This is a genomic window from Salinisphaera sp. T31B1 (genome assembly GCF_040361275.1).
In the GTDB taxonomy this organism is placed as follows: domain Bacteria; phylum Pseudomonadota; class Gammaproteobacteria; order Nevskiales; family Salinisphaeraceae; genus Salinisphaera.
Genome location: NZ_APNH01000001.1, coordinates 1,014,458 through 1,036,602 on the forward strand (window position 1 = coordinate 1,014,458; position 22,145 = coordinate 1,036,602).

At 66.0% G+C, this 22,145-nt stretch carries 23 protein-coding genes; 7 read left to right on the plus strand and 16 right to left on the minus strand.

Features of this window, described 5'->3' with window-relative positions:
- Window positions 1-280: 280 nt before the first annotated feature.
- Together T31B1_RS04715 and T31B1_RS04720 are read right to left on the minus strand one after the other, a co-directional pair.
- Window positions 281-979 carry a response regulator transcription factor gene (locus T31B1_RS04715; RefSeq protein WP_353248293.1) on the minus strand — a complete coding sequence of 233 codons (699 nt, stop codon included), beginning with the start codon at window positions 977-979 and terminating at the stop codon, window positions 281-283.
- On the minus strand, window positions 976-2,430 hold the full coding sequence (locus T31B1_RS04720) for a HAMP domain-containing sensor histidine kinase (protein WP_353248294.1): 1,455 nt from the start codon (window positions 2,428-2,430) through the stop codon (window positions 976-978). Before T31B1_RS04720 ends, T31B1_RS04715 begins: the two co-directional genes overlap by 4 nt.
- A 331-nt stretch (window positions 2,431-2,761) precedes the next feature.
- Between T31B1_RS04720 and T31B1_RS04725 the strand changes: the two genes are divergently transcribed.
- From T31B1_RS04725 to T31B1_RS04745, 5 genes are all read left to right on the plus strand, one after another.
- A complete protein-coding gene (locus tag T31B1_RS04725; protein WP_353248295.1) occupies window positions 2,762-3,331 on the plus strand; it encodes a MarR family winged helix-turn-helix transcriptional regulator in 570 nt (189 codons plus the stop codon).
- A 244-nt stretch (window positions 3,332-3,575) separates the two neighbouring features.
- Window positions 3,576-5,060 carry a SulP family inorganic anion transporter gene (locus tag T31B1_RS04730; RefSeq protein WP_353248296.1) on the plus strand — a complete coding sequence of 495 codons (1,485 nt, stop codon included), beginning with the start codon at window positions 3,576-3,578 and terminating at the stop codon, window positions 5,058-5,060.
- A 141-nt stretch (window positions 5,061-5,201) separates the two neighbouring features.
- Complete coding sequence (locus T31B1_RS04735) at window positions 5,202-6,059, plus strand: universal stress protein (RefSeq protein ID WP_353248297.1); 858 nt, start codon at window positions 5,202-5,204, stop codon at window positions 6,057-6,059.
- Between the two features lie 43 nt (window positions 6,060-6,102).
- Window positions 6,103-6,831, plus strand: a complete 729-nt coding sequence (locus T31B1_RS04740) for a sulfite exporter TauE/SafE family protein (protein WP_353248298.1) — start codon at window positions 6,103-6,105, stop codon at window positions 6,829-6,831.
- Window positions 6,832-6,886: 55 nt separating this feature from the next.
- Window positions 6,887-7,339 (plus strand): PaaI family thioesterase, encoded by a 453-nt coding sequence (locus T31B1_RS04745; RefSeq protein WP_353248299.1) that lies wholly within the window; start codon window positions 6,887-6,889, stop codon window positions 7,337-7,339.
- Here the strand turns inward: T31B1_RS04745 and T31B1_RS04750 are convergent.
- From T31B1_RS04750 to T31B1_RS04795, 10 genes are all read right to left on the minus strand, one after another.
- Window positions 7,302-7,955 carry a hypothetical protein gene (locus tag T31B1_RS04750; protein ID WP_353248300.1) on the minus strand — a complete coding sequence of 218 codons (654 nt, stop codon included), beginning with the start codon at window positions 7,953-7,955 and terminating at the stop codon, window positions 7,302-7,304. The genes T31B1_RS04745 and T31B1_RS04750 overlap by 38 nt on opposite strands.
- A gap of 256 nt (window positions 7,956-8,211) precedes the next feature.
- Window positions 8,212-8,463, minus strand: coding sequence for a GlsB/YeaQ/YmgE family stress response membrane protein (locus tag T31B1_RS04755; protein WP_353248301.1), 252 nt, complete (start codon window positions 8,461-8,463; stop codon window positions 8,212-8,214).
- A gap of 72 nt (window positions 8,464-8,535) precedes the next feature.
- Entirely contained in the window at window positions 8,536-9,345 is an 810-nt protein-coding gene (locus tag T31B1_RS04760) for an SDR family NAD(P)-dependent oxidoreductase (protein WP_353248302.1), read from the minus strand.
- 1 nt (window position 9,346) lies between these two features.
- Window positions 9,347-9,769: a YkvA family protein gene (locus tag T31B1_RS04765; RefSeq protein WP_353248303.1), complete on the minus strand. Its 423-nt coding sequence runs from the start codon at window positions 9,767-9,769 to the stop codon at window positions 9,347-9,349.
- 79 nt (window positions 9,770-9,848) lie between these two features.
- On the minus strand, window positions 9,849-11,456 hold the full coding sequence (locus tag T31B1_RS04770) for an FMN-binding glutamate synthase family protein (protein WP_353248304.1): 1,608 nt from the start codon (window positions 11,454-11,456) through the stop codon (window positions 9,849-9,851).
- 90 nt (window positions 11,457-11,546) lie between these two features.
- Window positions 11,547-12,362 carry a bifunctional DNA-formamidopyrimidine glycosylase/DNA-(apurinic or apyrimidinic site) lyase gene (gene mutM / locus T31B1_RS04775; protein ID WP_353248305.1) on the minus strand — a complete coding sequence of 272 codons (816 nt, stop codon included), beginning with the start codon at window positions 12,360-12,362 and terminating at the stop codon, window positions 11,547-11,549.
- 33 nt (window positions 12,363-12,395) lie between these two features.
- The gene (locus tag T31B1_RS04780; protein WP_353248306.1) at window positions 12,396-13,352 is read right to left on the minus strand and encodes a hypothetical protein; all 957 of its coding nucleotides are present in this window, start codon (window positions 13,350-13,352) and stop codon (window positions 12,396-12,398) included.
- Window positions 13,353-13,364: 12 nt separating this feature from the next.
- Window positions 13,365-14,717 (minus strand): GldG family protein, encoded by a 1,353-nt coding sequence (locus T31B1_RS04785; protein ID WP_353248307.1) that lies wholly within the window; start codon window positions 14,715-14,717, stop codon window positions 13,365-13,367.
- Window positions 14,714-15,487 (minus strand): ABC transporter permease, encoded by a 774-nt coding sequence (locus T31B1_RS04790; RefSeq protein WP_353248308.1) that lies wholly within the window; start codon window positions 15,485-15,487, stop codon window positions 14,714-14,716. Before T31B1_RS04790 ends, T31B1_RS04785 begins: the two co-directional genes overlap by 4 nt.
- Window positions 15,484-16,506 (minus strand): ABC transporter ATP-binding protein, encoded by a 1,023-nt coding sequence (locus T31B1_RS04795; RefSeq protein WP_353248309.1) that lies wholly within the window; start codon window positions 16,504-16,506, stop codon window positions 15,484-15,486. Before T31B1_RS04795 ends, T31B1_RS04790 begins: the two co-directional genes overlap by 4 nt.
- Before the next feature lie 37 nt (window positions 16,507-16,543).
- Here T31B1_RS04795 and T31B1_RS04800 point away from each other — a divergent pair, with 37 nt between their 5' ends.
- A complete protein-coding gene (locus T31B1_RS04800) occupies window positions 16,544-18,529 on the plus strand; it encodes a hydantoinase/oxoprolinase family protein (protein WP_353248310.1) in 1,986 nt (661 codons plus the stop codon).
- 192 nt (window positions 18,530-18,721) lie between these two features.
- On the opposite strand, the gene rpmG is transcribed toward T31B1_RS04800, so the two are convergent.
- The 4 genes from rpmG to radC all read right to left on the minus strand — a co-directional run bounded on the left by rpmG (window position 18,722) and on the right by radC (window position 20,804).
- Window positions 18,722-18,877, minus strand: a complete 156-nt coding sequence (gene rpmG / locus T31B1_RS04805; RefSeq protein WP_293623709.1) for a 50S ribosomal protein L33 — start codon at window positions 18,875-18,877, stop codon at window positions 18,722-18,724.
- Window positions 18,877-19,110 (minus strand): 50S ribosomal protein L28, encoded by a 234-nt coding sequence (gene rpmB, locus T31B1_RS04810; RefSeq protein ID WP_353248311.1) that lies wholly within the window; start codon window positions 19,108-19,110, stop codon window positions 18,877-18,879. The genes rpmG and rpmB overlap by 1 nt, the downstream gene beginning before the upstream one ends.
- Window positions 19,111-19,340: 230 nt before the next feature.
- Window positions 19,341-20,003 (minus strand): outer membrane beta-barrel protein, encoded by a 663-nt coding sequence (locus tag T31B1_RS04815; RefSeq protein WP_353248312.1) that lies wholly within the window; start codon window positions 20,001-20,003, stop codon window positions 19,341-19,343.
- A 126-nt stretch (window positions 20,004-20,129) separates the two neighbouring features.
- A complete protein-coding gene (gene radC / locus T31B1_RS04820; protein ID WP_353248313.1) occupies window positions 20,130-20,804 on the minus strand; it encodes a RadC family protein in 675 nt (224 codons plus the stop codon).
- 119 nt (window positions 20,805-20,923) lie between these two features.
- Here radC and coaBC point away from each other — a divergent pair, with 119 nt between their 5' ends.
- Window positions 20,924-22,135: a bifunctional phosphopantothenoylcysteine decarboxylase/phosphopantothenate--cysteine ligase CoaBC gene (gene coaBC / locus T31B1_RS04825; RefSeq protein ID WP_353248749.1), complete on the plus strand. Its 1,212-nt coding sequence runs from the start codon at window positions 20,924-20,926 to the stop codon at window positions 22,133-22,135.
- Window positions 22,136-22,145 lie beyond the last annotated feature (10 nt).

Consider the following 22,145-nt stretch of genomic DNA (forward strand, 5'->3'; position numbering starts at 1 on the left):
TGCGACAGACCTAAAATGATGGTTCGACGAACCTGCGTAGCAGGTGAGAACAGTGCCGCCCCGGCACTGGCCCGAAGGGCGCGCGGACGTCGTCCGCGCGTACTTCCGCCGGGCGTACCAATCAAAAAAGCTTGCCGCAGCGCCCGTTTTTCTGATGGGGCGACATGCGTGAGGTCGGACTCCGCGACCGACGGGTTGGCATGCCGCCGTCGGCCTATGCGAACGACAGGCGCATCCGCGCATTGATCGAAACCGTCAGGTCGGCCGGATTTTTTGCCGGTCAGTTATCGATACGCGCCGGACGGCTGAAGACATACCCCAGCCCGTAGACGGCCCGGATAGGGGCCTCGTCCTTGACCACGCGTTCGATCTTGCGGCGCAGGCGATTCACCAGCGCGTCGAGATGACGGTTGGTGAAATGGGCTCGCGGTCGTGTGAGCGACTCGGCGAGCGCGTCGCGCGAACAGGTTTCGCCCGGTTGTTCCATCAGCCGACGCAGGAATGCCAGCTCGGCAGCGGTGAGCCGGATCGTCGAATGATTGGGCGCGACCAGGTCCCATGACTGGCTGTCGAGCACCCAGTCGGTGTACTGGCCAGGGTCTGGCGCGGTGTGGCCTCGCAGCCGCCGCACCAGGCTCTCGATCGCCGCCTCGATTTCGCGCAGCGTACTGTGCTTGACCAGATAGATATCGGCACCGCTCTCGAAACCCAGGATCCGGTCGTCGGTATCACCCCGTGCGGTGAGCATGATGATGCCGGCCGCGAAGCGCTGGCGTATGGATCGTGCCAGCGCGAGGCCGTCACCGTCGGGCAACCCGATATCCAGTATCACGATCTCGGGTGAATAATGCTGACGGATGCGCTGTTCGAATGCGCCCACGCTGCCTACCCCCTGGGCGTCGAATCCGCGCAACGCCAGATAATCGACCAGGTCGCGACGCAGCGCCGGCTCGTCCTCGACGATGAGCACTCGAGTCATGACGTTTCCACCTGGCCGGTGTGAGCCGAGGTCGCCGTGGCCGGCGGGAGCGTGATGGTGGCGGTGGTAGGGCCGCCGAGCGGCGCATCGAAGTCGAGATGGCCGTCGTGGAGGGCCAGCAGGCGTTTGGTGTTGTACAGACCGAGCCCGGTACCGGCGGTCGCGCTCGCGTTCGAGGCTCGAAAAAAACGACGGCCGATACGGCCCTGTTCGCCGGGCGGTACGCCGATGCCCTGGTCGATGACCTGGATCTGGAGAGCCTGGCGGCAACAGCGCGTGCGAATCGTGACATCGCGGTCGGCCGGCGAGTACTTCAGGGCGTTGTCCACCAGATTGATGAGTACGGTGAGCAGCATGTCCAGATCACCCTCGATCGGCGGCGCCTCCGGCGCCTGTTCGATGACCACGCGTCGTCTCTGGCCGGTCGTGTCCAGATGACGACGCAAGGCCTCGAGCAGCTGGACGGGAGGCAGCCGTTTCGGCTGAATGACCGCTCCGTCCTTCCGGTCAGCGGCCAGAAATCGGTCGAGCAGGGTGGTCAGCCGGCCGATCGCCTCGCGAATCTGGTCGACCCGGCTCTGGACGCCGTGGTCGGTTGCCGCCACGAGCATGGGAATCATCTCCGCCGAGCGCTGGATTATGGCCAGCGGTGTACGGAACTCGTGGCTGATCAGGCGAATGAACTGATATTGCTCGTCTAGGAACTTCTTCTCCGAGTCCAGACTGGCGGCGAGCCGGTTTTCCAGGCGCCGGCGTTCGACCAACTCCGCGCTGAGCGCATCGTTCTTGCTGCGCAGATCGGCCGAGAGTCTCGCCCCGACCATGAAGAACAGACAGCCGAAGTAGGTGATCAGGAACAGGGTGCCCTGGAAGAAGTACCAGGCGTTGCGCTGATCCATGATCGAATCCATGGAGGCCGCATCGGGCACGTACAGGACTTCGATGGCACTGCGCAGCACGCTGGCACAGATGTATTCGAACAGCACGCCGATCATCACCCATCGCAACGCCGCCGGCTGGACGCGGTCTCGGGCGAGCGTGAGGATCATGAAGCCCATGATCACGATCGTGAACACGGTCGATGCATGCACACGCAAGGCCACGTTCTCGGGTATGACGGCTACGGTGACGGTCCAGAACACGATCTGGAGGCTCATCATCGAGATGCCCAGCCAGGCGTGTCGCGGCTGGCCCAGGAAACGCGCCAACCCGTAGGCCATCAGCACCAGCGCGAGCTTTATCAGCGTGTTGTCGACGACGATGTACCAGCCTGGAGGCTCACGCCCGCCCGCGAGAATCATCAGCAGTGCCGCGGCCAGCGCGATAAAGCCGACCGCGATATAGGTCAGTTCATAGAGATGACGCCATGCACGCCAGATGAAGATCCAGGCGATGCCCTGCAGCGTGGCCATGAAGGCCTCCAGCAGCAGAATGGTCTTCAGATCCAGCATCGTGTGCGCATTTTCCCCTTGTCCGGCGCGCGGGTGCCGGATCGTGCGTTGTCGCCGTGCATGCCGCCGCGATACGTGACGCACTTATTAATACCATCAAAACCGGCCAATCGTCGTCGCAGTGAGTTTTGATCACATTTGGTTGGAATTCGTGGGTGGCACTGCGATATGGATTGCGCAACGCTTGATCGACCATTCACCCACGGGCGATGCGGTCGGCGCCGTTCGCCGACCGATCGAGGGCCGGTATGCGTTGTCTGTGTCTTGAACACTGGGTATGGCGGCACACGCTTGCCGCCGAGCGCGACCGTTGAGCGGTCGAGCGCCAATCGTGGCCGGTCTGGATCAGGCGATCGGGCGTACCGTGCGCGCGTTCGATCGCCAGTTCGAGCGTCGATCGGACACGGCCGCCATCAGCGCGCGCCAGTATGCGTTGCTACAGGCGATCGACGAGGCCGGCCCGGTTACGCTCAGCGAACTGGCCGAGCGGCTCGCCCTGGACAACTCGACGCTCACGCGCAGTCTGAAGCGCATGTGTGAGCACGGCTGGGTATCGCTTGTGCCGCATGCCGATCGGCGCGTGCGGTGCGCGGTTGCCACCGACGCGGGGCGGACACGTCTGCAACTGGCGACTCAGGCGTGGGCGCGCATCGCACAGGATCTGACTGCGCGTCTGGGTGTGGATACGCTCACGCGAGTCGATCGTTTGCTGGATCGTGTCGATCGATCTTTGTGCGAAACGTCGGATCCACGATCGGAGCTGCCTCGGACGGGATCGCGACGGGTACGGGCGACACGTCGGAGTGCGGCGCCCGTCCAGGGGTCCTCGGGCTTCGAAGGCATTCGCCTGCGCACGCCACCACAGGCCGGGCAAGCCCCCGCTGGACGCCGGGACAAATAGGCGGTTCGTCTGATAGCATCCGCGCTGCGCTAAGCCGGCGTCGGTCGTTCGTCGTGGCTCTCGACGAACCGACACACACCGTCCCGGCCTCATGGCTCGCTGTCCGCCGCGGCCACGCGTTCATGACGCATGCCCGATCCATTGCCGTGATCCCGGGCATCGCTCAACCCCAATCGATCGAAACGCCGACGCGTGCGAGACGCGCGCCGCACCGAAATCAGGCCTTGGCGGCCTGCGTTACGCTATGCTCAATACCATCAGACAGACTTGGTTCTGCAACGTCCGCGCCGACGTGCTCGCCGGTACCGTGGTCGCTCTGGCACTGATCCCGGAAGCGATCGCCTTTTCGATCATTGCCGGCGTCGACCCGAAAGTCGGCCTCTATGCCTCCTTCTCGATCTGTGTGATCACTGCCTTCGCCGGCGGACGTCCGGCGATGATATCGGCGGCCACCGGCGCCATGGCGCTGCTGCTGACCACCCTGGTCGCCGAGCACGGTCTGCAGTATCTGTTCGCCGCGACCCTGCTGACTGGCGTGCTGCAGATCGCGGCCGGCTATCTGCGCCTGGGCTCGCTGATGCGTTTTGTTTCGCGATCGGTGGTCACCGGCTTCGTCAATGCGTTGGCGATCCTGATCTTCATGGCCCAGCTGCCCGAACTCACCGATGTCACCTGGCCGGTCTATGCGATGACCGCCGGCGGTCTGGCGATCATCTATCTGTTTCCCTATGTGCCGGTGATCGGTCGCATGCTGCCGTCGCCGCTGATCTGCATCGTGGTGATGACGGCCATCTACATGGCCACGGGTATGACCATCCATACGGTCGGGGACATGGGCGAGCTGCCCGACTCGCTGCCGGTGTTGCTCTGGCCGGATGTGCCGTTGAACCTGGAGACGCTGCGTATCGTGCTGCCCTATGCTGTCATGCTGACCCTGGTGGGGCTGATGGAGTCGATGATGACGGCGACGATCGTCGACGATCTGACCGATACGCCCAGCGACAAGAACCGTGAATGCAAGGGCCAGGGCCTGGCCAACATCGGTACCGGTCTGATCGGCGGCATGGCCGGCTGCGGCATGATCGGCCAGACGGTGATCAACGTGAAATCCGGCGGGCGTACGCGCCTGTCCACCCTCAGCGCGGGTATCGTGCTGCTGATCATGGTGGTGTTCCTGTCCGACTGGGTCGCCCAGATTCCGATGGCGGCCCTGGTCGCGGTCATGATCATGGTCTCGATCGGCACGTTCAACTGGGAGTCTCTGCGCGACATGCGCAAGCATCCACCGAGCACGAATATCGTCATGCTGGCGACGGTGGTTGTGGTGGTCGCGACTCACAACCTGGCGATCGGCGTGCTTGTCGGTGTGCTGCTCTCAGCGCTGTTCTTTGCCAACAAGGTCGGGCGTCTGCTGGTCATCGACAGCCGGCTGGACGCCGAGGGCTGTCGCGAATACCAGGTGGTGGGGCAGGTATTTTTCACGTCCGCCGACCAGTTCGTGGCCGGCTTCGACTTCAAGGAATCCATCGACGCCGTGCGTATCGATCTACGGCGGGCCCACTTCTGGGATATCACCGCGGTCGGCGCACTCGATAAGGTGGTGCTCAAGTTCCGTCGCGAGGGCGCCGAGGTGGACCTGGTCGGTCTCAACGAGGCAAGCGCGACACTGGTCGACAAGATCGCCGTACACGACAAACCCGATGCAGAAAAACTTATCGGCGGACATTAGGGGCGTGTTGCGGTTCGGCCCGGCGGCACGCGTGTTGTCTGGCCCGATTCCGGGCGACAACGCAGGGCCTGGCCAAGCGGCAAGACGACCCGACCGTCCGACCATCAGGCCCTGCTGTGCGGGGTCGCGAGAGGAGACACCATGACCGAGCGCCATATCATTGCCAGTATCGACGGGTCGCATTTTGCCACGTCCGTGTGTGACGCCGCAGCGTGGGCTGCACGTACCCTGGCCGCGCCACTGACCTTCGTTCATGCGATCGACCATACGAGCCATGCCGTGGATGCAGACGCGACCGGCCAGATCGGACTCGGCGCACGCGAGCACCTGCTGGCCGAACTGGCGGACCTGGATGCCAAACGCGCTCGGGTGGCCCGCGAGCAAGGTCGGCTGATGCTGGAGGCGGCCTGCGAGCGTGCCCGTGAAGCCGGCGTTGCGGAGCCGCTCAGCCGTCAGCGCAACGGAGAGTTGGTCGAAACCCTTGCCGATATGCAGGACAGCACCCGCCTGCTGGTACTCGGCAAGCGCGGTGAAAGCGGCGAGACCGCGCACGGCCATCTCGGCTCCAACCTGGAACGCGTGATCCGCACGCTGGCCTGTCCGATTCTGATTACCCCGCAGGCGTTTAGCGTGCCCGAACGGATCCTGATCGCCTTCGACGGCAGTGCCACCGGCCAGCGCATGATCGAGCGCGTAGTCGCCAGCACACTCTTCGCTGGTGCCGAATGTCATCTGGTGTATGTCGGCGAGCCGAGCGCGCCGCGGCGCGCCGAACTCGAACACGCCGCCGGCCGGCTCGAGCGTTGTTGCGAGTCGGTGCATCGGGAAATTCTGGCCGGGGAGGTCGAGGCCACCCTGCGCGAATACAAGCAACGCAACGACATCGACCTGCTGGTAATGGGGGCCTATGGCCATTCGCGGATCCGTCAGCTGCTGGTCGGCAGCACCACCACCGACATGATCCGGCATGCCAAACTGCCGGTGCTGATCATCCGCTAGGACGACGCCGCGGGCGGGTATCGGTCATAATCGGTCGGTGTCCGTGGCTTATCTCACCGTCGTCGCTCTGCTCACCGCGGTCCTGTCCGGTATGGCGGGGCTCGGTGGCGGCGCCATCCTGATCGCGCTGATGCTGACCGGCGGCATGGCGCCGGCCATGGCCCTGCCGCTGCATGCCGGAGTGCAGCTTGGCTCGAACGCCTCGCGCAGTCTGGTCTATCTGCCGCATATCCGTTGGCGTGATCTCGGCTTGTTCCTGATCACTGCCGTGCCCGGCCCGTTTGTCGTCGCGCCGTTTGTCGTCGACGCCAACCCCGATTGGATCCGTCTGGCGCTGGGCATATTCGTAGGGATGGGCATCTGGCCGAGCTGGGCGGTGCGGCTACGCATGCACGGGCGCGGCGGCATGCTCGTCGCCGGGGCCATCGCCGGCTTGCTCGGCCCGCTGGTGGGCGCCACCGGGATCATCGTGGCGCCTTTCTTTCTGCGCGATCACTGGCGCAAGGAGCAGGTGGTGGCCACCATGGCCGCGGCCCAGATGTGTGGGCATGCGTTGAAGATCGCCGCGTTTTCGGCTAACGGTTACAGCGTGCTGGCGCGACTGGATCTGCTCGTGCCCATGGTGATCGCCGCCATCGTCGGCGCGGTGATCGGTCGCCAGCTGGTAGGACTGTTTTCCGAGACCCGGTTCCGGCAGTTGTTCCGCCTGATTCTGTTGATACTCTCGGTCAAGCTGGCCTGGGATGGCGCCAGCGGCCTGCTGGCCGGTTAGCGCGGTTCGTCCGGCGCGTTGCCCGGCCTGCGCCGATCAACGATGAGGAGATGGCATGGCCCTGTTGAGTCCGGAACAGATCGAGTCGGTGGTCCGACGCAATGTCGGCGTAGCGACCCAGCCGCATTTCGAGGTGCTGGCCGTGAACGCCGACGGCGTCGATATCCGGCTGCCCTACAGCCAGGGCATGACCCGGCTGGGTGATACCGTTTCCGGTCCGGTGCTGATGACCGCGGCCGACGCGGCGATGTACGCGGCGATCATCGCGCATGTGCCCGACGGCGAATTCGCTGTGACCAGCCATTTTCATATCGATTTCCTGTGTCGCCCCGGTCCGGCCGACGTGCTTGCCCGGGCGCATATCCTGCGTGCAGGCCGGCGCAGCGTGACCTGTCGGGTCGAGCTGTTCTCCCGCGATTTCGACACGCTGGTGGCGCATGTCAGCGGCGCGTACGCCCGCATGAGCTCGGCTACCAGCGGCGTACGGCCTTCTGCGCCGCCGGGTTGACCGGTCGCGCGATCAGCCCGGCCTGGCCGAGCGCGATCTCGTATTCGGCGCCGTCGGCCATAGGCAGATAGGTGGCGCTGCCGTACTCGGCATCCACGAACGTCGCCCAACGCGGCAGCCGCCGGGCCAAGGCCAGTATGTCCAGGCCGGCCTCCGGCCCATGCAGTGCAATCGCTCGGGTGGGTTCGCGGTTGGCCTGGCCGATATCCCGATAGCGGCCGCCGATTCGGTCGAGCCGATACAGGGCGTCGAGGCCCAGCAGGTTGGCCCAGCCGTGCCATTTCAGAACCCGCGCATCGAGCTGCCATTCGTCACCGGTCAGATCCACGATGCGCAGCCGCTCGTCGGCGGTGACCAGCATGCCGCGGTATTGCTGAATGCCCGTCTGTGTCAGGTGCAGATGGGCCAGCGGCTGTTCATGGGTCAGGCGGGCATACGAATGAACATTGATGCCGATCGCGACCGCCAGTCCGGCCAGCGCCAGACACAGACCTGCGCCGATGCCGCTGCGCCCGGCGGCCAGTACGCGACGTCGGCGCAGCCGCCCAGCGGCGCGAACCAGCAGTACCAGACCGATCGTGCCGGCCAACCCGCAGACCACGAACAGTACGGTCATGGGCCGAACCCGGCCGGCCGAGGGGCGCTCGATCGCGCCTTGTCCATGCCGAGGTGCCTGAACACCAGCGCGCGAATTACGCCACGCTCAGCCGGCCGGTCGGCCCGTCGTGGGCTGGGGGCAACTGCTCGAACGGGCTCGGAGGGGTTGGGCAGGGTGTTCGTCATTATCGGCAGACGGCGCATCGGGCCGATAGCAGACATAAAAAAGGCCGGCGCACCTGCGTGCGCCGGCCCCCAAACGATCGGCGGTCCGATCAGCGTGATTTGACCACGCGATACAGCCACAGCAGCAGGATTGCGCCGAGAATGGCTACGATGAAGCTGCCGATATTGAAACCGGACACCGCGCCGAAGCCCAGTGCCGTGGCGATGAAGCCACCCACCAACGCCCCGAGTATGCCGATGACGATAGTGACGATGATGCCGCCCGGGTCGTCGCCGGGCATGATCAGCTTGGCGAGGGCGCCTGCGATGAGGCCGAACACGATCCACGCGATAATGCCCATACTGTTTCCTTATTTCCTTGTATAACTCAGGCTTATCGTGCGCCTCGTACAGGTGAGGTGCAAGCGGCGTATTCACGGGGCGCGGCGATATCGAGCCTTGGCCCGACGCCCGCGCGCGCTCAGCCACGGGCGCAGCAGCCGCGGTAGCGCTGGTATCAGATATCCGACGGTTGCCATCAGGCGTGCGGTGGCCGGGCGGCTGCGTTCGATGCGCCCGTCAGCGGCACAGGCGAGCACCAGGTCGGCGATCTGTTCAGGGCTGCTCATGGCCTGCGAGAAGGTGATATCCGAGACTGCATCGATATCCGACAGGATGAAATCGGTCGCAACGGGGCCCGGCGAAACCACGCTCACGCGGATGCCGGTATCCGACAGTTCCTCGGCCAGAGCATAGGTGAGCGCGCGCAGGCCGAACTTGGTGGCCGAATACGTCGCGCTGCCCGCCAGCGGCATCTGGCCGGCGATCGAGGCAACGTTGACGATCGCGCCATGCTCGGCCGCGCGCAGGTGGTCCAGCGCTAGCCGGGTCAGTACTACCGGAGCTCGCAGATTGACATCCACCATGGCCGCCAGTTCGTCGTCGCTGCGATCGATCAGCGGGCCGCGATGATGAGCGCCGGCATTGTTGATGAGGATATCCAGCCGGCCGTGTACCGCGACCGCCGATGCGATCAGCCGTCGGCAGCCGTCCACCGTCGACAGATCGGCCGTAATCGGCGTGGCGCCGATTGCGTCTGCAACTCGCTTTAGGCGCCCGGCATTTCGCGCGGCGACGATCACGCGCGCACCGGCGGACGCGAACGCCCGGGCCGAGGCCAGGCCGACCCCGGCAGAGCCGCCGGTGACCAGTACCACGCGGCCCGTGAAGACATCCCGGGCCATATCAGTCCACCGGGCGGACCGTCTGGCGATGGGCCGGGCGGTCGAACCAGGTATCGAGCTTCTGCGACGTTCGCCGCCGGACATCGCTATCGATATATTGCGACAGCGTGATCACCGCCAGCGTGAGCGCGCCGAGGTCGTCGGTCAGGCCCAGGCCGAACAGCCAGTCGGGGATCGCGTCGAACGGCAGGATGAAATAGCCGAGCGCGCCGTAGGCAGTTGCCCGGGCCCAGGCGGGCGTGCTCGGGCGTTGGGCCGCGTAATGCAGCCACAGCGCCTTTTCGAGCAGCTCGTAGCCGGCCCGGCGCGCGACCCGCGAGACCTTGCTCCAGAAGCGTGTGTTCGAGTACTGGCCTTCGTAGCTGCGAATCTGTTCGACCGATCGGGGCGGCTGGCTCGGGCGGCGGAAACGGGTCAAGTCCATGATGATCTCCTGGCGCGAACGCGCGTGACACGATCCAGATTAGGCTCTGACCCGCGGCCGAGCAATGGATCGCGCGGCTTCATCGGATCGGCAGAAAACTGTGCGCCTGCGCCCGTCGCCAGGCTTTTTCATAATGGCCGTCGCCGGTGCCGCTGAGCAGCTCCCCGGTATCCAGAAAACGATAGACATCGTCGGCGGTATGAATTTCCGAATCGGTGGTGCGCCGGCACAGATGCTCGGGGCGCAGCTGGCCCGGGTGATCCAGTCCGACCGTGGCCACGACTTCCTGCATGGCCGCGACCGTGCGGCGATGGAAGTTGTAGACTCGTTCGGCCTTGTCCGGCACCACTACCGCACGCTGGCGCCATTTGTTCTGGGTCGCCACGCCCGTGGGGCAGCGATCGGTATGACAGGACTCCGACTGGACACAGCCGACCGCGAACATGAACGCGCGGGCCGAGTTGCACCAGTCCGCGCCCAGCGCCATGTTGGCCGCCATACGAAAGCCCGAGGTGATCTTGCCTGACGCGCCGATCTTGATGTGCTCGCGCAGCCCAGCGCCCACCAGCGTATTGTGAGCCCACACCAGGCCTTCCCGCAGCGGTGTGCCGACGTTGTCGGCCAGTTCCAGGGGCGCGGCGCCGGTGCCGCCTTCGGCACCGTCGACGACCACGAAATCGGGCATGATGCCGGTCTCGATCATGGCCTTGGCCAGCGCCATGAATTGCCAGCCGTGGCCGATACAAAGCTTGATTCCGACCGGCTTGCCGTCGGCCGAATCCCGCAGGGTGGCGATGAACTCCATCATCTCGATCGGCGTGGAGAACGCGCTGTGAGCCGCCGGCGAGACACAGGTCTGACCGACTTCGATACCCCGTGCCTCGGCAATTTCCGGGGTGACCTTCGAGCCGGGCAGCACACCGCCGTGGCCGGGTTTGGCGCCCTGCGAGAGTTTGATCTCGATCATCTTGACCTGGTCGTCGACCGCGCGCTCGGCGAACTGCTCGCGATCGAATCCGCCGTCGTCGCGTCGGCAGCCGAAATAGCCGCTGCCCAGCTCCCAGATCAGATCGCCGCCAAACTCCTTGTGGTGACGCGAAATCGAGCCTTCGCCGGTATCGTGGGCAAACCCGCCCATCGCCGCGCCCTTGTTAAGCGCGCGGATCGCGTTGGCCGATAGCGAACCGAAGCTCATCGCCGAGATATTGAGCGTCGATGCCTCGTAGGGCCGACTGCACTGCGGCCCGCCGATACGCACCGACGGCGGCGTCTCCTTGGGCGTCTTGGCCGCCATCGAATGCGCCAGCCATTCATGGCCTTCGGCATAGACGTTCTGTTCGGTGCCGAACGCATCGGCATCGTTGACGTTCTTTGCACGCTGGTAGACCTGCGAGCGCTGCTCGCGCGAAAACGGCGTGGCCTCGGTATCGGATTCCAGTAGATACTGACGAATCTCCGGACGTATCGCCTCGATCGCCCAGCGGAAATGCGCCAGCAGCGGATAGTTGCGCAGCAACGCGTGCTCGCGCTGGAACAGATCGCGCAGACCGACGACCAGGAACACCGCGCTGATTGCCAGGAACAGCCCGAAATAACGTGGCATCCCGATGCTCAGGAAGCCGAACCCCAGGGTGGCCGCGAGCGCGACGATTAAAGCCAGATAACGCATGCAGGCATGGTACGGCATCCGGCCAGGCGTGGCTGTCCGGGTTGTTCGCTAGGCGAGGCCGTTTTATCACCCGCGCCATGCCGGCACGCGCGCCGGGAAGACCAGCTCCTAGCGCTGGCAGACGGGACAGTAGAACGTACTGCGTTGTCCGATGATCTCGCGCCGGATCGGCCCGCAACCGCGTGGGCAGGGTTGGTCGGTACGGCCATAGGCAGCCAGATCCAGCTGAAAATAGCCGGTATCGCCGTCGACGCCGATGTAGTCGCGCAGGGTGGTGCCGCCGACAGCGATCGCCCGGGCGAGCACGTGCTTGATCGCCTCGGCGAGTCGATCGTAGCGGGCCCGGCCGATGCGCCCGGCGGCGCACCGCGGATGGATGCGTGCGGCATGCAGCGCCTCGCAGGCATAGATGTTGCCGACCCCGACCACGGTCGCGCTGTCCATGATGAAGGTCTTGACCGGCGCGCGCCGCTGTCGGGAACGGGCATGCAGCCACGCGCCGTCGAACTCGGCCGACAACGGTTCCGGGCCTAGATGGGCCAGCAGCGAGAACGCGTACGGATCTCCGGTCAGCCAGAACATCGAACCGAAACGGCGTGCGTCGTTGAAGCGCATGGTCATGTCGTTGTCGAGCACGATATCGACATGATCGTGGCGCGCAACGGGCGTATCGGCCGGAACCAGCCGCAGTCGGCCGGACATGCCCAAGTGCAGACAGACATGGCCGAGATCCGCCTCGAACAACAGATACTTGGCCCGCCGATGGACCGCGTGCAGACGCTGACCGGGCAAAACCTCGGCCAGAGCGGGCGAGACGGGCCAGCGCAGTTGCGCTTGGCGCACGATCACCGTACGCACGGTCTGGTCGTGCACATGGGGGGCGATACCGGCACGCGTGGTCTCGACTTCGGGGAGCTCGGGCATCGCTCTATTTTGTCACGGCGCCGAACATTGGCCCTAGTTGTCTGCCGGCGGGTGCGTCTCGGTCGGGCCGGCGCCACCGCCAGGCGTCAACGGAATGGCCGAGGGCGCAAGGTCGGTGGCCCGGCCTTGCCGCAACAGATCGGGATGGTCCATATCCAGCAGCGGACCGGCCTGGACCGCAGCCAGATGATAATCCACGCCCAGATCGGCATCGCGCAGAATCAGCTCGGGCCGGCGTTCGATCAGGTCGAGATATCGGGCCGGCCGATCGGCGAAATTCAGCGTGATCCGCGCAATACGCTCGCGCGAGGCGTCCATCGGTTCGACGCCCAGCGCACGGCTGTGGTGCCAGGCATCGATCGTGGCCTGCGCGTAGTCGGCGCCGCGGTCGACATCGGCAGGGGCAACCTGCCAGCCGCCGGTGCCGCTGCGGATCAGCGTCAGTCGCGGCAGGATCAGGCGGGTCAGCTGTTCATCACGCCCGATCAGCCCCGGCGCCAGCCAATGGGTCCAGCCCAGCGGCTGATCGGCCAGCTCGCCCACCGCAACCAGCAGCAACGCATGCGCGGTGCGCACATAGCGCGTCCCGGGGCGGGGGCCCTCGGCGCCGATGGCGATCGGCGCCTGATCGTTGAACCGCAGTACCAGCGACGGGTCGTCCATGCCGCTGACCGTCTCCGCCACGGCATCGCGGGCCATGCGGCGTTCGGGGACGGCGTCGGCGAACGCCAGCAGAGCCGCCACGCGGTTGGCATCCACGCGTGCCCGGACCGGTGCGCTCAGCCGCCAGCGAGCACCGTCCCGGTCGCGCGCCAGCGCGATCACGTCGTCGGGCGTGTTGACCGTGATGTCGGTAATGGCGGCCGATGCCAATCCGGTCACGCTCGGCGGGGGCGACGGCTTCGGGGCACGCATGAGCCACAGGGCACTGCACAGGGCGACCAGCCCGGCGAACAGCAGCAGATTGAACACGATTCGCTTGCGATTCATGGGCGTAACGGGTCAACGTCGGCGGCGCAGCCACCAGCGGCCCAGGCCGATGGCGATCAGTGCCATGGGCAGGCCGATCACGAACACCCACCACATCAGGCGAATGCGGGCGGGGGCCATCTGCAGGGTCGCATCGGGAGCCTTGGGCACGTCGACGGCAATCTGCGCATCGCGGTGAGCCAGCCACTGGAAAACAGCCAGCGCCAGGGCGCGATTGCCCAGATTGCCCAGATGCCCGTTGGCCATGAAGTCGCTATCGGCGATTACCGCGACCCGCTGTTGATCCGGCGTCGCGGCAGCGCTGGGTGCGGTTTGGTCGGCGGGCATGGCTCGGGTCAGGGCCAGGGCCATGTCCACCGGCCCTCGGGTATCGCCCTTGCCAGGCTCGAACACCAGGCTGGCGCGGTCGAGTGCGCCGGTCTCCAGCCAGCTGCGCGTGGTCGAACGCAGGAACACGGCAGGCTTCCAGCCATGAGTCTCGGTAGCAGCCAGGCCGCCGGCAAAGGGGAACAGGCTCAGTTGGGTGAGATGTTCGGTGATCGGCGTATCCGGGTAGTTGGCGACCAGTGCCATGGCCGGGTGGCCCGTCCCCAGCGTCTGGTAATCCGGGTACACCAGAGTGCCGGGGCGCCAGCGGACGCCCAGATCGTCGGCCAGTGCAGCCAGGCCGTAGCGCTGGCCGGGATCGTCCACCCATAGCAGGGCGCCGCCGCGTGCAACGTAGTCGCGGATCATGCGTATTTCGCCGGGCAGCAGGGTCTGCTGCGGACTGGCGATCACCAGCACCGCGGCATTGTCCGGGATCGCCGCGGCCTGGGCGAGATTGAGCGTGCGTGTGGTCATGCCCTGGGCATCGAGCACGCCGGCCAGTGCGCTGTAGCCGCCGCTGGCGTCGTCGTCCGGCGCGCGTTCGCCGTGGCCGGTGAGAAACACGATCCATTGTCGATGTGCAGCCGACAGCCGCTGCAATGCGTTGGTCACGCTGGATTCGCTGTAGTCGGTGAGGGTCTGGGTGCGGCCCTGGTAGCCGAGCACGACGGCGCCGTCGGTGCCGATACCCAGAGCCCGCATGCGGTCGGGATGGCGGGCCGGGTCGGCGAAGGTCAGCTTCACATAGCGGCTCGCTCGGGTATAGCGGGCCAGACGGGTCCGTACCGTATCCCGCTGGGGGCCGGGATAGATATAGGCCGTGAAGGTGACCGGGTCGTCGCCCAGCGAATCCAGCACCCGCTGGCTGGCCTCGGTGAGTGTGTTGCGGTGACCGTAGGTCCAGTCGGCGCTGATCGCAAAACGCTGGCTGGCCACGCCGGCTGCGATCGCCACCGCCAGGATCAGCACCATGCTCAACAGATGGCCGGCCTTCACGCGCTTCGATCCATGTCCAGCCGGACGACGGTCAGGCCCAGAAAACACAGCGTGAAGATGAGGAAATACAGCACGTCAGCGCTGGAGAACACTCCGCGCAGCAGCGCGTCGTGATGACCGATCAAGGACAGCGTGCGAGCCAGGCCGGCCAGCGGTACGGTGGTGCCGAAGATCACGGGCTGCCAGTCTAGCGTGGAGACCGCATAGACCAGCCACAGCGTGAGCAGCGCGCCGAGTGTGGTCACCGCAGCAACGGTCGGCTCCCGTGTGAGCGATGAAATGAATACGCCAAGCGCGGTGAAGGCGGCCATGACCAGCCACAGCCCGACCGCCGCCGCCGCCAGCAGCCCCAGATCCAAGGGTGTGAACAGCCACAGCGACAGTGGCATGGCCACGATCAACAGCCACATCAGGCTGAGATAGCTCATCAGCCCGACGAACTTGCCGGCCACCAGGGACGCGAGGCCGACGGGTGCTGCGAGCATCAATTCCAGGCTGCCGGTTTTTCGTTCCTCGGCGATGACGCGCATGGTCAGCAGCGGTATCACCAGCAGCATCACGAGGGTGGCGAACCGCAGCAGGCCACCGCCGACCAGTTCGGACACGCCGTCGTAGGCCCCGAGGCTGCGCGGATTCAGCGCGATATCGCTCAACGACAGTACGAACAGCAGACCGGTGAGCAGCTGGGTGATGGCCAGCAGGGTCCAGGCCAACGGCGAGACGAACAGCCGGCGCAGTTCATGGCCGGCGATGGCAAACAACCCGGTCACGCGGCGGCCTCCGGCGCGTGGCGTTCACTGCCGCTGGTCAGCGCGGCGAAGCGCTCTTCCAGGCTCGGCGCGCGTCGTGTCAGCTCCAGCAGTTGCCAGCCACGGGCGACCGCCGTATCGACCAGGGTGGCCCGCACGTCGTGACCGGGGGCGACAGCCAGACGCCAGCGACCGCTGCCCAGTGCCGTGGCGTCGACCACGCCGGTGATTGCCAGCAGCGCCTCGCGCGCCGGACTCGCGCCCAGCAACAGCTCGACGGTGTCGCCGTCGCCATGGCGCGCCAGGGCCGCGTCGTAGACCACGCGTCCCTGGTGGACGATCAGCACGCGGGTCGCCACCGCCTGGATCTCGGAGAGCATGTGACTCGACAGAATCACGCTATGGCGGGCCGCCAGGCGTGCCACCAGGGCACGCACGCCGCGCAGCTGGTTCGGGTCCAGACCGGCCGTGGGTTCGTCGAGGATCAGCACGTCCGGACGATGCACGATGGCCTGGGCGATGCCCACGCGCTGCTGAAAGCCTTTCGAAAGATGACCGATCGGCCGCCGGCCGGTGTCCTCGAGGCCGCAGTCGGCCCGTGCGGCGTCGATCGCCCGGCGTCGATCGGCCCGCGGCACGCCGTGAACCGCGGCACAGAACGACAGATATTCATCGACCGTCAGCTCCGGATACAGGGGCGGGCGCTCGGGCAGATACCCCAGCCCTTGTTTGGCCGTGCGGGCGTCTTCGGCCAGGTCGTGCCCGTTCAGGCTCACCCGGCCGGCCGAGGGGGCCAGCGTGCCGGCAAGCATGCGCAGGGTCGTGCTCTTGCCGGCGCCGTTGGGTCCCAGCATGCCCAGTACCTCGCCCGCGGCCAGTTCAATATCGATCCCGTCGACCACCCGGCGTCCGGCATAATCGCGGGCCAGGCCCTGCGCGCATAGCTTGATATCGCGTTCCATCATCTGTGTCCAGCGCGTGGTGCGTAAGCGGGCGACCGGTGCGGTTCGCGTGCGCGCATCATCGGTTGATAACCTCATGACCGTAAAGCCCCACGAAGGTTCGACTGCCCCGAATATGAGCACCAAAGACCGATACGGCGAACTCGGTGTCGATACCGGCGGCACCTTCACGGACGTGATCGCGCGTGTCGGCCAAGCGTTGCAGGTGCACAAGATCGCCTCGACGCCGGACGCGCCGGAACGTGCGGTGATCGACGGCGTGCGGCATTTCGCCGGCGACGCCGCGCCCGACTGGCGGATCGTTCACGGCTCGACCGTGGCGACGAACGCACTGCTGGAAAACGAGCTGGCAGACACGGGCTATGTCACCAACGCCGGTTTTGCGGATCTGCTGACCATTGGCCGGCAGGCCCGTCGCGATCTCTATGCGCTGGAGCCGCGTCCTTCGCCCGTACCGGTGCCGGCCGAGCGCTGTTTCGAGATCGAGGCGCGCATGGCGGCCGACGGTCAGACGCTGGTCGCGCTGGAATCGGCCATGCTGGAGCGCCTGGTCGAGCGGGTGCGTTCGGCCGGCGTGAAGGCGGTAGCCATCAACCTGCTGTTCGCCTTCATCGACGACCGTCACGAGCGAGCGATCGAGCAGGCGTTGGCCGAGGCCGACCCGGGGCTGACCATCGCCCGCGGCTCGCGGGTGTTGCCGGAATACGGCGAGTACGAGCGCGGTATCGCGACATGGCTGAATGCCGCGCTCGGCCCGGCCGTGGGCGGCTATCTGCGCCGGCTCGAGGACGCACTCGAGCGGGTGGCCATCATGCACGGTGCAGCGGGCACAGTCGGCATCGATCAGGCCGCCGACAACGCCGTCAACCTGCTGTTGTCCGGTCCGGCGGGCGGGCTGCTGGGCGCCCGCTTCGTCGCCCGGGCCGCCGGGCTCGAGCGCGTGCTCACGCTCGATATGGGCGGCACCAGCAGTGATGTCGCGTTGGTCGGAGAGGAATTGGCGCTGACCAGCAAGACCCGTATTGCCGATTACCCGGTGGCCGTGCCGATGGTCGATATGCACACCATCGGTGCCGGCGGTGGCTCGATCGCCTGGCTGGATGCCGGCGGGCTGCTCAAGGTGGGCCCGGCCTCGGCCGGCGCCGATCCGGGCCCGGCCTGCTATGGCAAGGGTGGAACCGAGCCGACCGTCACCGATGCCCATGTCGTGCTCGGGCGACTGCCTGCCTCCACACGGCTGGGCGGGCATATGGGTCTGGACGTACGCGCGGCCCGTCGGGCCATGGCCAAGATCGCCGAACCCCTCGAGCTGAGCGTGGAGGCTGCTGCCGCCGGCATCCTGCGGGTGGCCGACGAAGCCATGACCGGGGCGCTGCGCGTGATCTCGGTTGCCCGCGGCGAATCGGTCGCCCGGGACAGTCTGTTGTGCTTCGGCGGGGCCGGGCCCTTGCATGCCTGTGCGCTGGCCGAAGGCATGGGCATGCAGCGCGTGCTCATACCGGTGTTCGCCGGCGTGTTGTCCGCGCTCGGGATGCTGGTTGCTCGCCGCTCGCGCGAGCGTTCATTGAGCATTCTCCAACCGCTGGCCAGCGTGGAGGCCGCGGCGATCGACGACTGGCTCGCGCCGCTGCGCGAAGACACGCGCGCCGAACTCGCCGACGAAGGCGTTGCCGATCGGGACATCGACGAGCGGCTGAGCGCCGATCTGCGCTATGCCGGACAGAGCGCGTCGCTCAATCTGGCCTGGCGCGAGCCGAACGAACTCGTCGATGCGTTTCACCAGGCGCACGAAGCCCGCTACGGCCATCGCTTCGATCTACCTGTCGAACTGGTGAATCTGCGACTGCACAAGGCCGGGCCCGTGCCCGATATGCAGTTGCCGGATATCGCCACGCGTGAGGGCGCGCCGCAGCCGAGCGAAACCGTGGCCGTACACGATTTCGGCAGCGATGTACCCGTCTACGATCGAGACGCGCTGTACGCCGGCCAACGGTTCGATGGCCCGGCGATTGTGCGAGAGACGGTAACCACGACCTGGGTCGCAGCCGACTGGTCGGCCGAGGTCGACCCGAAGGGTAATCTGTTGTTGCGCCGACGCTGACCGGCCCGGCCCGGCCCGGTCTGGCGACTGGACGGAATTCGTCGCGTCCGGCCCGAGCGACGGGTCAGCAGCGGCTGCGCTGTCGGCCGTCAACGCGCGCTTGCTGTTGCCAGCCCGAACACAAAACACAAAAAAACCGGCGCACGGCCGGTTTTTTCGCGATCCATGCCGGCTCGTGCCGGCTCGCTCAGATCACTTGATCTTGGCTTCCTTGAAGATCACGTGCTTGCGGGCCTTGGGATCGTATTTCTTCATCTCGAGCTTGTCGGGCGTGTTCCGCTTGTTCTTGTACGTGGTGTAGAAGAACCCGGTATCCGCGGTCGAGACCATGCGTACCTTTTCGCGCATTATGCTTTCTCCTGCTTGCGGATCTTGGCCAGCACCTGATCGATACCCTGACGATCGATGATGCGCATGCCCTTGGCGGACACCCGCAGACGAACATAACGCTTCTCGGATTCGACCCAGAAACGGTGCCAGTGCAGATTGGGCTCGAAACGACGACGCGTCTTGTTGTGCGCGTGCGAAACGTTGTTACCGGTGACCGGGCGCTTGCCCGTCACTTGACAGATTTGGGACATCACTAACCTCTTGGATCGCGCGCAGCGCGTCAGCGAGCCGCGTATTTAATCATTATTGGGCGTGCGGCACAACCGCATATCGCGATAAATACGCGGGTTCGTGGCGACCATCGGCATACGGTCGGCCCCCCATGGGGCAGGCAAACAAAAACACCCCGCCTGAGCGGGGTGCCGGGACCGCGGCCGCGCACCCGCGCGACCGCTTGCCTGCTGGTGACCTCGGCGACGCGCTAGAACGCGTAGCGGGCGCCCACGCGGACTTCGTTGTCGAAGTCCAGGCCCTGATTGCCGATGTCGTACTCGGTCGAGGCGTATTCGGCCGACAGCGCGAAGTTGTCGGTCAGATAGCCCAGCGTGCGTACACCGTAGCGCCAGCCGTCGGGCGAGCCATAGCTGATGCCGTCGCCGGAAATGCTGCCGTAGTCGACATAGCCACCGTGCGGGTTGATCTCGACGCGCGGATCGACCATCCAGCGCAGGCCGGCATCCACGCCGAAACCGGTGCCGGTGGCATCGCGATAACCCACGGCGTTGCGCAGGCCCAGGCGCTCGTAGGACACGGTGCCATAGTAGCCGAGACCGGTGCCTTCGGCGCCGCCATAGTCGTAGAAATCGTTGAGGCCGACACCGATGCTTCCGCGGTTCACGTCGAGCCCGCTGTTATCCATGTCCAGACGGTCATAACGTCCGTTGACGAACACATGATCGGTGAGCGCAGCCGATGCTTCGGCGCCGAAGCCGTCGTAATCGTAGCGGGTGCCGTCGAGCGAGCCATCGGGGATGTAGTCGCCCTGGAAATAGGTATAGCTCGGCGCACCGGGTTGATCGTTCGGAGCGGCGACAGCGGCCAGCGGCAACAGGCCGGCAGCTAGGAAGATCGCGGTCTTGTTCATAAATGGTTCTCCAAAAGCGCTTGCCGGAACAGGGGGAGGGTTCCGGCGCAGGCGAACTTTAGGCAGCCGCGCGAAAAATGTCAATAAAAAGTTAATTCATCGTTATAATAGTTTCAAGCATGCATATTACATCATACCGCGCTCGGCCAACGATGTGTGACCCGAGCGGGTCAGGATTAAATGATCCAGTACGCGGATATCGACGAGACCCAGTGCCTGGGTCAAACGTCGCGTGATATCGCGATCGGCCGCGCTCGGCTCGGCCACCCCGGACGGGTGGTTGTGCGCGAGGATGAGCGAGGCCGCGTTGTGTCTGAGCGCGGCCTTGACCACTTCCCTGGGATACACCGCAGCGCCGTCGATGGTGCCGCGGAACAGTTCCTCGAAAGCGATCACGCGATTGCGGGTGTCGAGAAACACGCAGGCGAAGATTTCGTGCGCCCTGTCGCCCAGGCGCATCGAAAGATAGGCGCGTGTAGCTTGAGGGTCGCTTAACACGTCCTGGTCGGCGAGCGTCTCCGCGGCATGGCGCCGCGCCATTTCCAGCACTGCCTGGAGCTGCGCGTATTTGGCTGTGCCCAGCCCGCGGGTATGACAGAACGTCTGTCGATCGGCGGCAAGCAGCGCGCCGAGGCTGCCGTACTCGGTGAGCAGTGCGCGCGCCATGTCGACCGCGCTCTGGCCGGCGATGCCGACCCGCAGAAAGATCGCGAGCAGCTCGGCGTCGGACAGGGCCGCGGCGCCGCGTTCGAGCAGTTTCTCTCGCGGTCGTTCGCTGGCCGGCCAGTCGGATATGCGCATTGTCGTTCTCCCCATCGTCGTTGTTGTTTCTGCCAGCCTGCCGGGGCGTGGACTGCACCGTCCATGCCCGAGGGGGCGATCCGCCGCGCGAGCCGGCCGAGTCTGGTTACAATGGCGCCATGCAGCAGCTGGCGCATCGTCGAATCGTGCTTGGAATCACCGGCAGCATCGCGGCCTACAAGGCGGCGATGCTGGTCCGGCGTCTGGTCGAGGCCGGGGCCGAGGTCCAGGTCGTGATGACGGACGCGGCCAAGCGTTTCATCACGCCAATGACGCTGGCGGCCCTGTCGGGCCGGGCGGTACGCGACACGCTGTGGGACGAGGCGGCCGAACTGAGCATGGGCCACATCGAGCTGGCCCGCTGGGCGGATCTCATCGTGATCGCGCCCGCCTCGGCTGACACCCTGGCTCGCCTGGCCGGCGGACGCGCCGACGACCTGCTGACCACGCTGTGCCTGGCCAGCGAGGCGGATGTGATCGTCGCGCCGGCCATGAATCACGTCATGTGGGCGCATCCGTCCACGTGCGACAACGTCGCCCGGCTGGCCGCGCGCGAGGTGGGCTTCGTCGGCCCGGTCGACGGCGCGCTCGCCGAACGCGAAACCGGCGCTGGCCGCATGGCCGAGCCCGAGGCGATTCATGCTGCGATCGTCGCCTATTTCGACGACACGCGTTCGGCCGGGGTGCTGGCCGGGCGCCATGTAGTCGTCACGGCTGGGCCGACCCGCGAAGCGCTGGACCCGGTCCGGTTCATTACCAACCATTCGTCGGGGCGTATGGGTTATGCGCTGGCCGAGGCCTGCAGCGCGGCCGGCGCGGCGGTGACGCTGGTGTCCGGGCCGACGGCTCTGGCGACTCCGCCAGGGGTGGAGCGGGTGGATATTCAGTCGGCCGCGGACATGCATGCCGCGGTCATGGCGGTCATGGATGGGGCCGACCTGTTCATTGGCGCGGCGGCGGTCGCAGACTACCGTCCGGCCACGACCGCAGCCGACAAGATCAAGAAAGCCGACGGCGACACCCAGCTGGCGCTCACGCGCACCCGCGACATCATTGCCGATGTGTCGCGCGCGTATCCGGATGTGTTCACGCTCGGTTTTGCAGCCGAGACCACCGATATGGAAGCCAGCACGCGCGCCAAGCGCGAGCGCAAAGGGTTATCAATGATTGCCGGCAACGTGGTCGGCCCGGAGCATGCCTTCGGCCGCGAGGACAACGCGTTGTTCGTGGTCTGGGAGTCCGGCGAGCGCGAACTCGCCCGGGCCAGCAAGCGGGATCTGGCCGATCAGCTGGTCGAGCTCGTCGCCGAGCGCCTGGCGGCCGGCGGCTGATTCAATACTC

Bases quoted from the DNA above. Each gene is read 5' to 3' on its own strand.
- T31B1_RS04755 (WP_353248301.1), bottom strand. From the start codon at position 8,463: ATGGGCATTATCGCGTGGATCGTGTTCGGCCTCATCGCAGGCGCCCTC.
- T31B1_RS04750 (WP_353248300.1), bottom strand. From the start codon at position 7,955: ATGACCGTACTGTTCGTGGTCTGCGGGTTGGCCGGCACGATCGGTCTG.
- T31B1_RS04780 (WP_353248306.1), bottom strand. From the start codon at position 13,352: ATGAATCGCAAGCGAATCGTGTTCAATCTGCTGCTGTTCGCCGGGCTG.
- T31B1_RS04745 (WP_353248299.1), top strand. From the start codon at position 6,887: ATGGCCCTGTTGAGTCCGGAACAGATCGAGTCGGTGGTCCGACGCAAT.
- T31B1_RS04815 (WP_353248312.1), bottom strand. From the start codon at position 20,003: ATGAACAAGACCGCGATCTTCCTAGCTGCCGGCCTGTTGCCGCTGGCC.
- T31B1_RS04730 (WP_353248296.1), top strand. From the start codon at position 3,576: ATGCTCAATACCATCAGACAGACTTGGTTCTGCAACGTCCGCGCCGAC.
- T31B1_RS04715 (WP_353248293.1), bottom strand. From the start codon at position 979: ATGACTCGAGTGCTCATCGTCGAGGACGAGCCGGCGCTGCGTCGCGAC.
- radC (WP_353248313.1), bottom strand. From the start codon at position 20,804: ATGCGCATATCCGACTGGCCGGCCAGCGAACGACCGCGAGAGAAACTG.
- T31B1_RS04720 (WP_353248294.1), bottom strand. From the start codon at position 2,430: ATGCTGGATCTGAAGACCATTCTGCTGCTGGAGGCCTTCATGGCCACG.
- rpmB (WP_353248311.1), bottom strand. From the start codon at position 19,110: ATGTCCCAAATCTGTCAAGTGACGGGCAAGCGCCCGGTCACCGGTAAC.
- T31B1_RS04800 (WP_353248310.1), top strand. From the start codon at position 16,544: ATGAGCACCAAAGACCGATACGGCGAACTCGGTGTCGATACCGGCGGC.
- rpmG (WP_293623709.1), bottom strand. From the start codon at position 18,877: ATGCGCGAAAAGGTACGCATGGTCTCGACCGCGGATACCGGGTTCTTC.
- T31B1_RS04770 (WP_353248304.1), bottom strand. From the start codon at position 11,456: ATGCCGTACCATGCCTGCATGCGTTATCTGGCTTTAATCGTCGCGCTC.
- T31B1_RS04795 (WP_353248309.1), bottom strand. From the start codon at position 16,506: ATGAGGTTATCAACCGATGATGCGCGCACGCGAACCGCACCGGTCGCC.
- T31B1_RS04735 (WP_353248297.1), top strand. From the start codon at position 5,202: ATGACCGAGCGCCATATCATTGCCAGTATCGACGGGTCGCATTTTGCC.
- T31B1_RS04760 (WP_353248302.1), bottom strand. From the start codon at position 9,345: ATGGCCCGGGATGTCTTCACGGGCCGCGTGGTACTGGTCACCGGCGGC.
- T31B1_RS04765 (WP_353248303.1), bottom strand. From the start codon at position 9,769: ATGGACTTGACCCGTTTCCGCCGCCCGAGCCAGCCGCCCCGATCGGTC.
- mutM (WP_353248305.1), bottom strand. From the start codon at position 12,362: ATGCCCGAGCTCCCCGAAGTCGAGACCACGCGTGCCGGTATCGCCCCC.
- coaBC (WP_353248749.1), top strand. From the start codon at position 20,924: ATGCAGCAGCTGGCGCATCGTCGAATCGTGCTTGGAATCACCGGCAGC.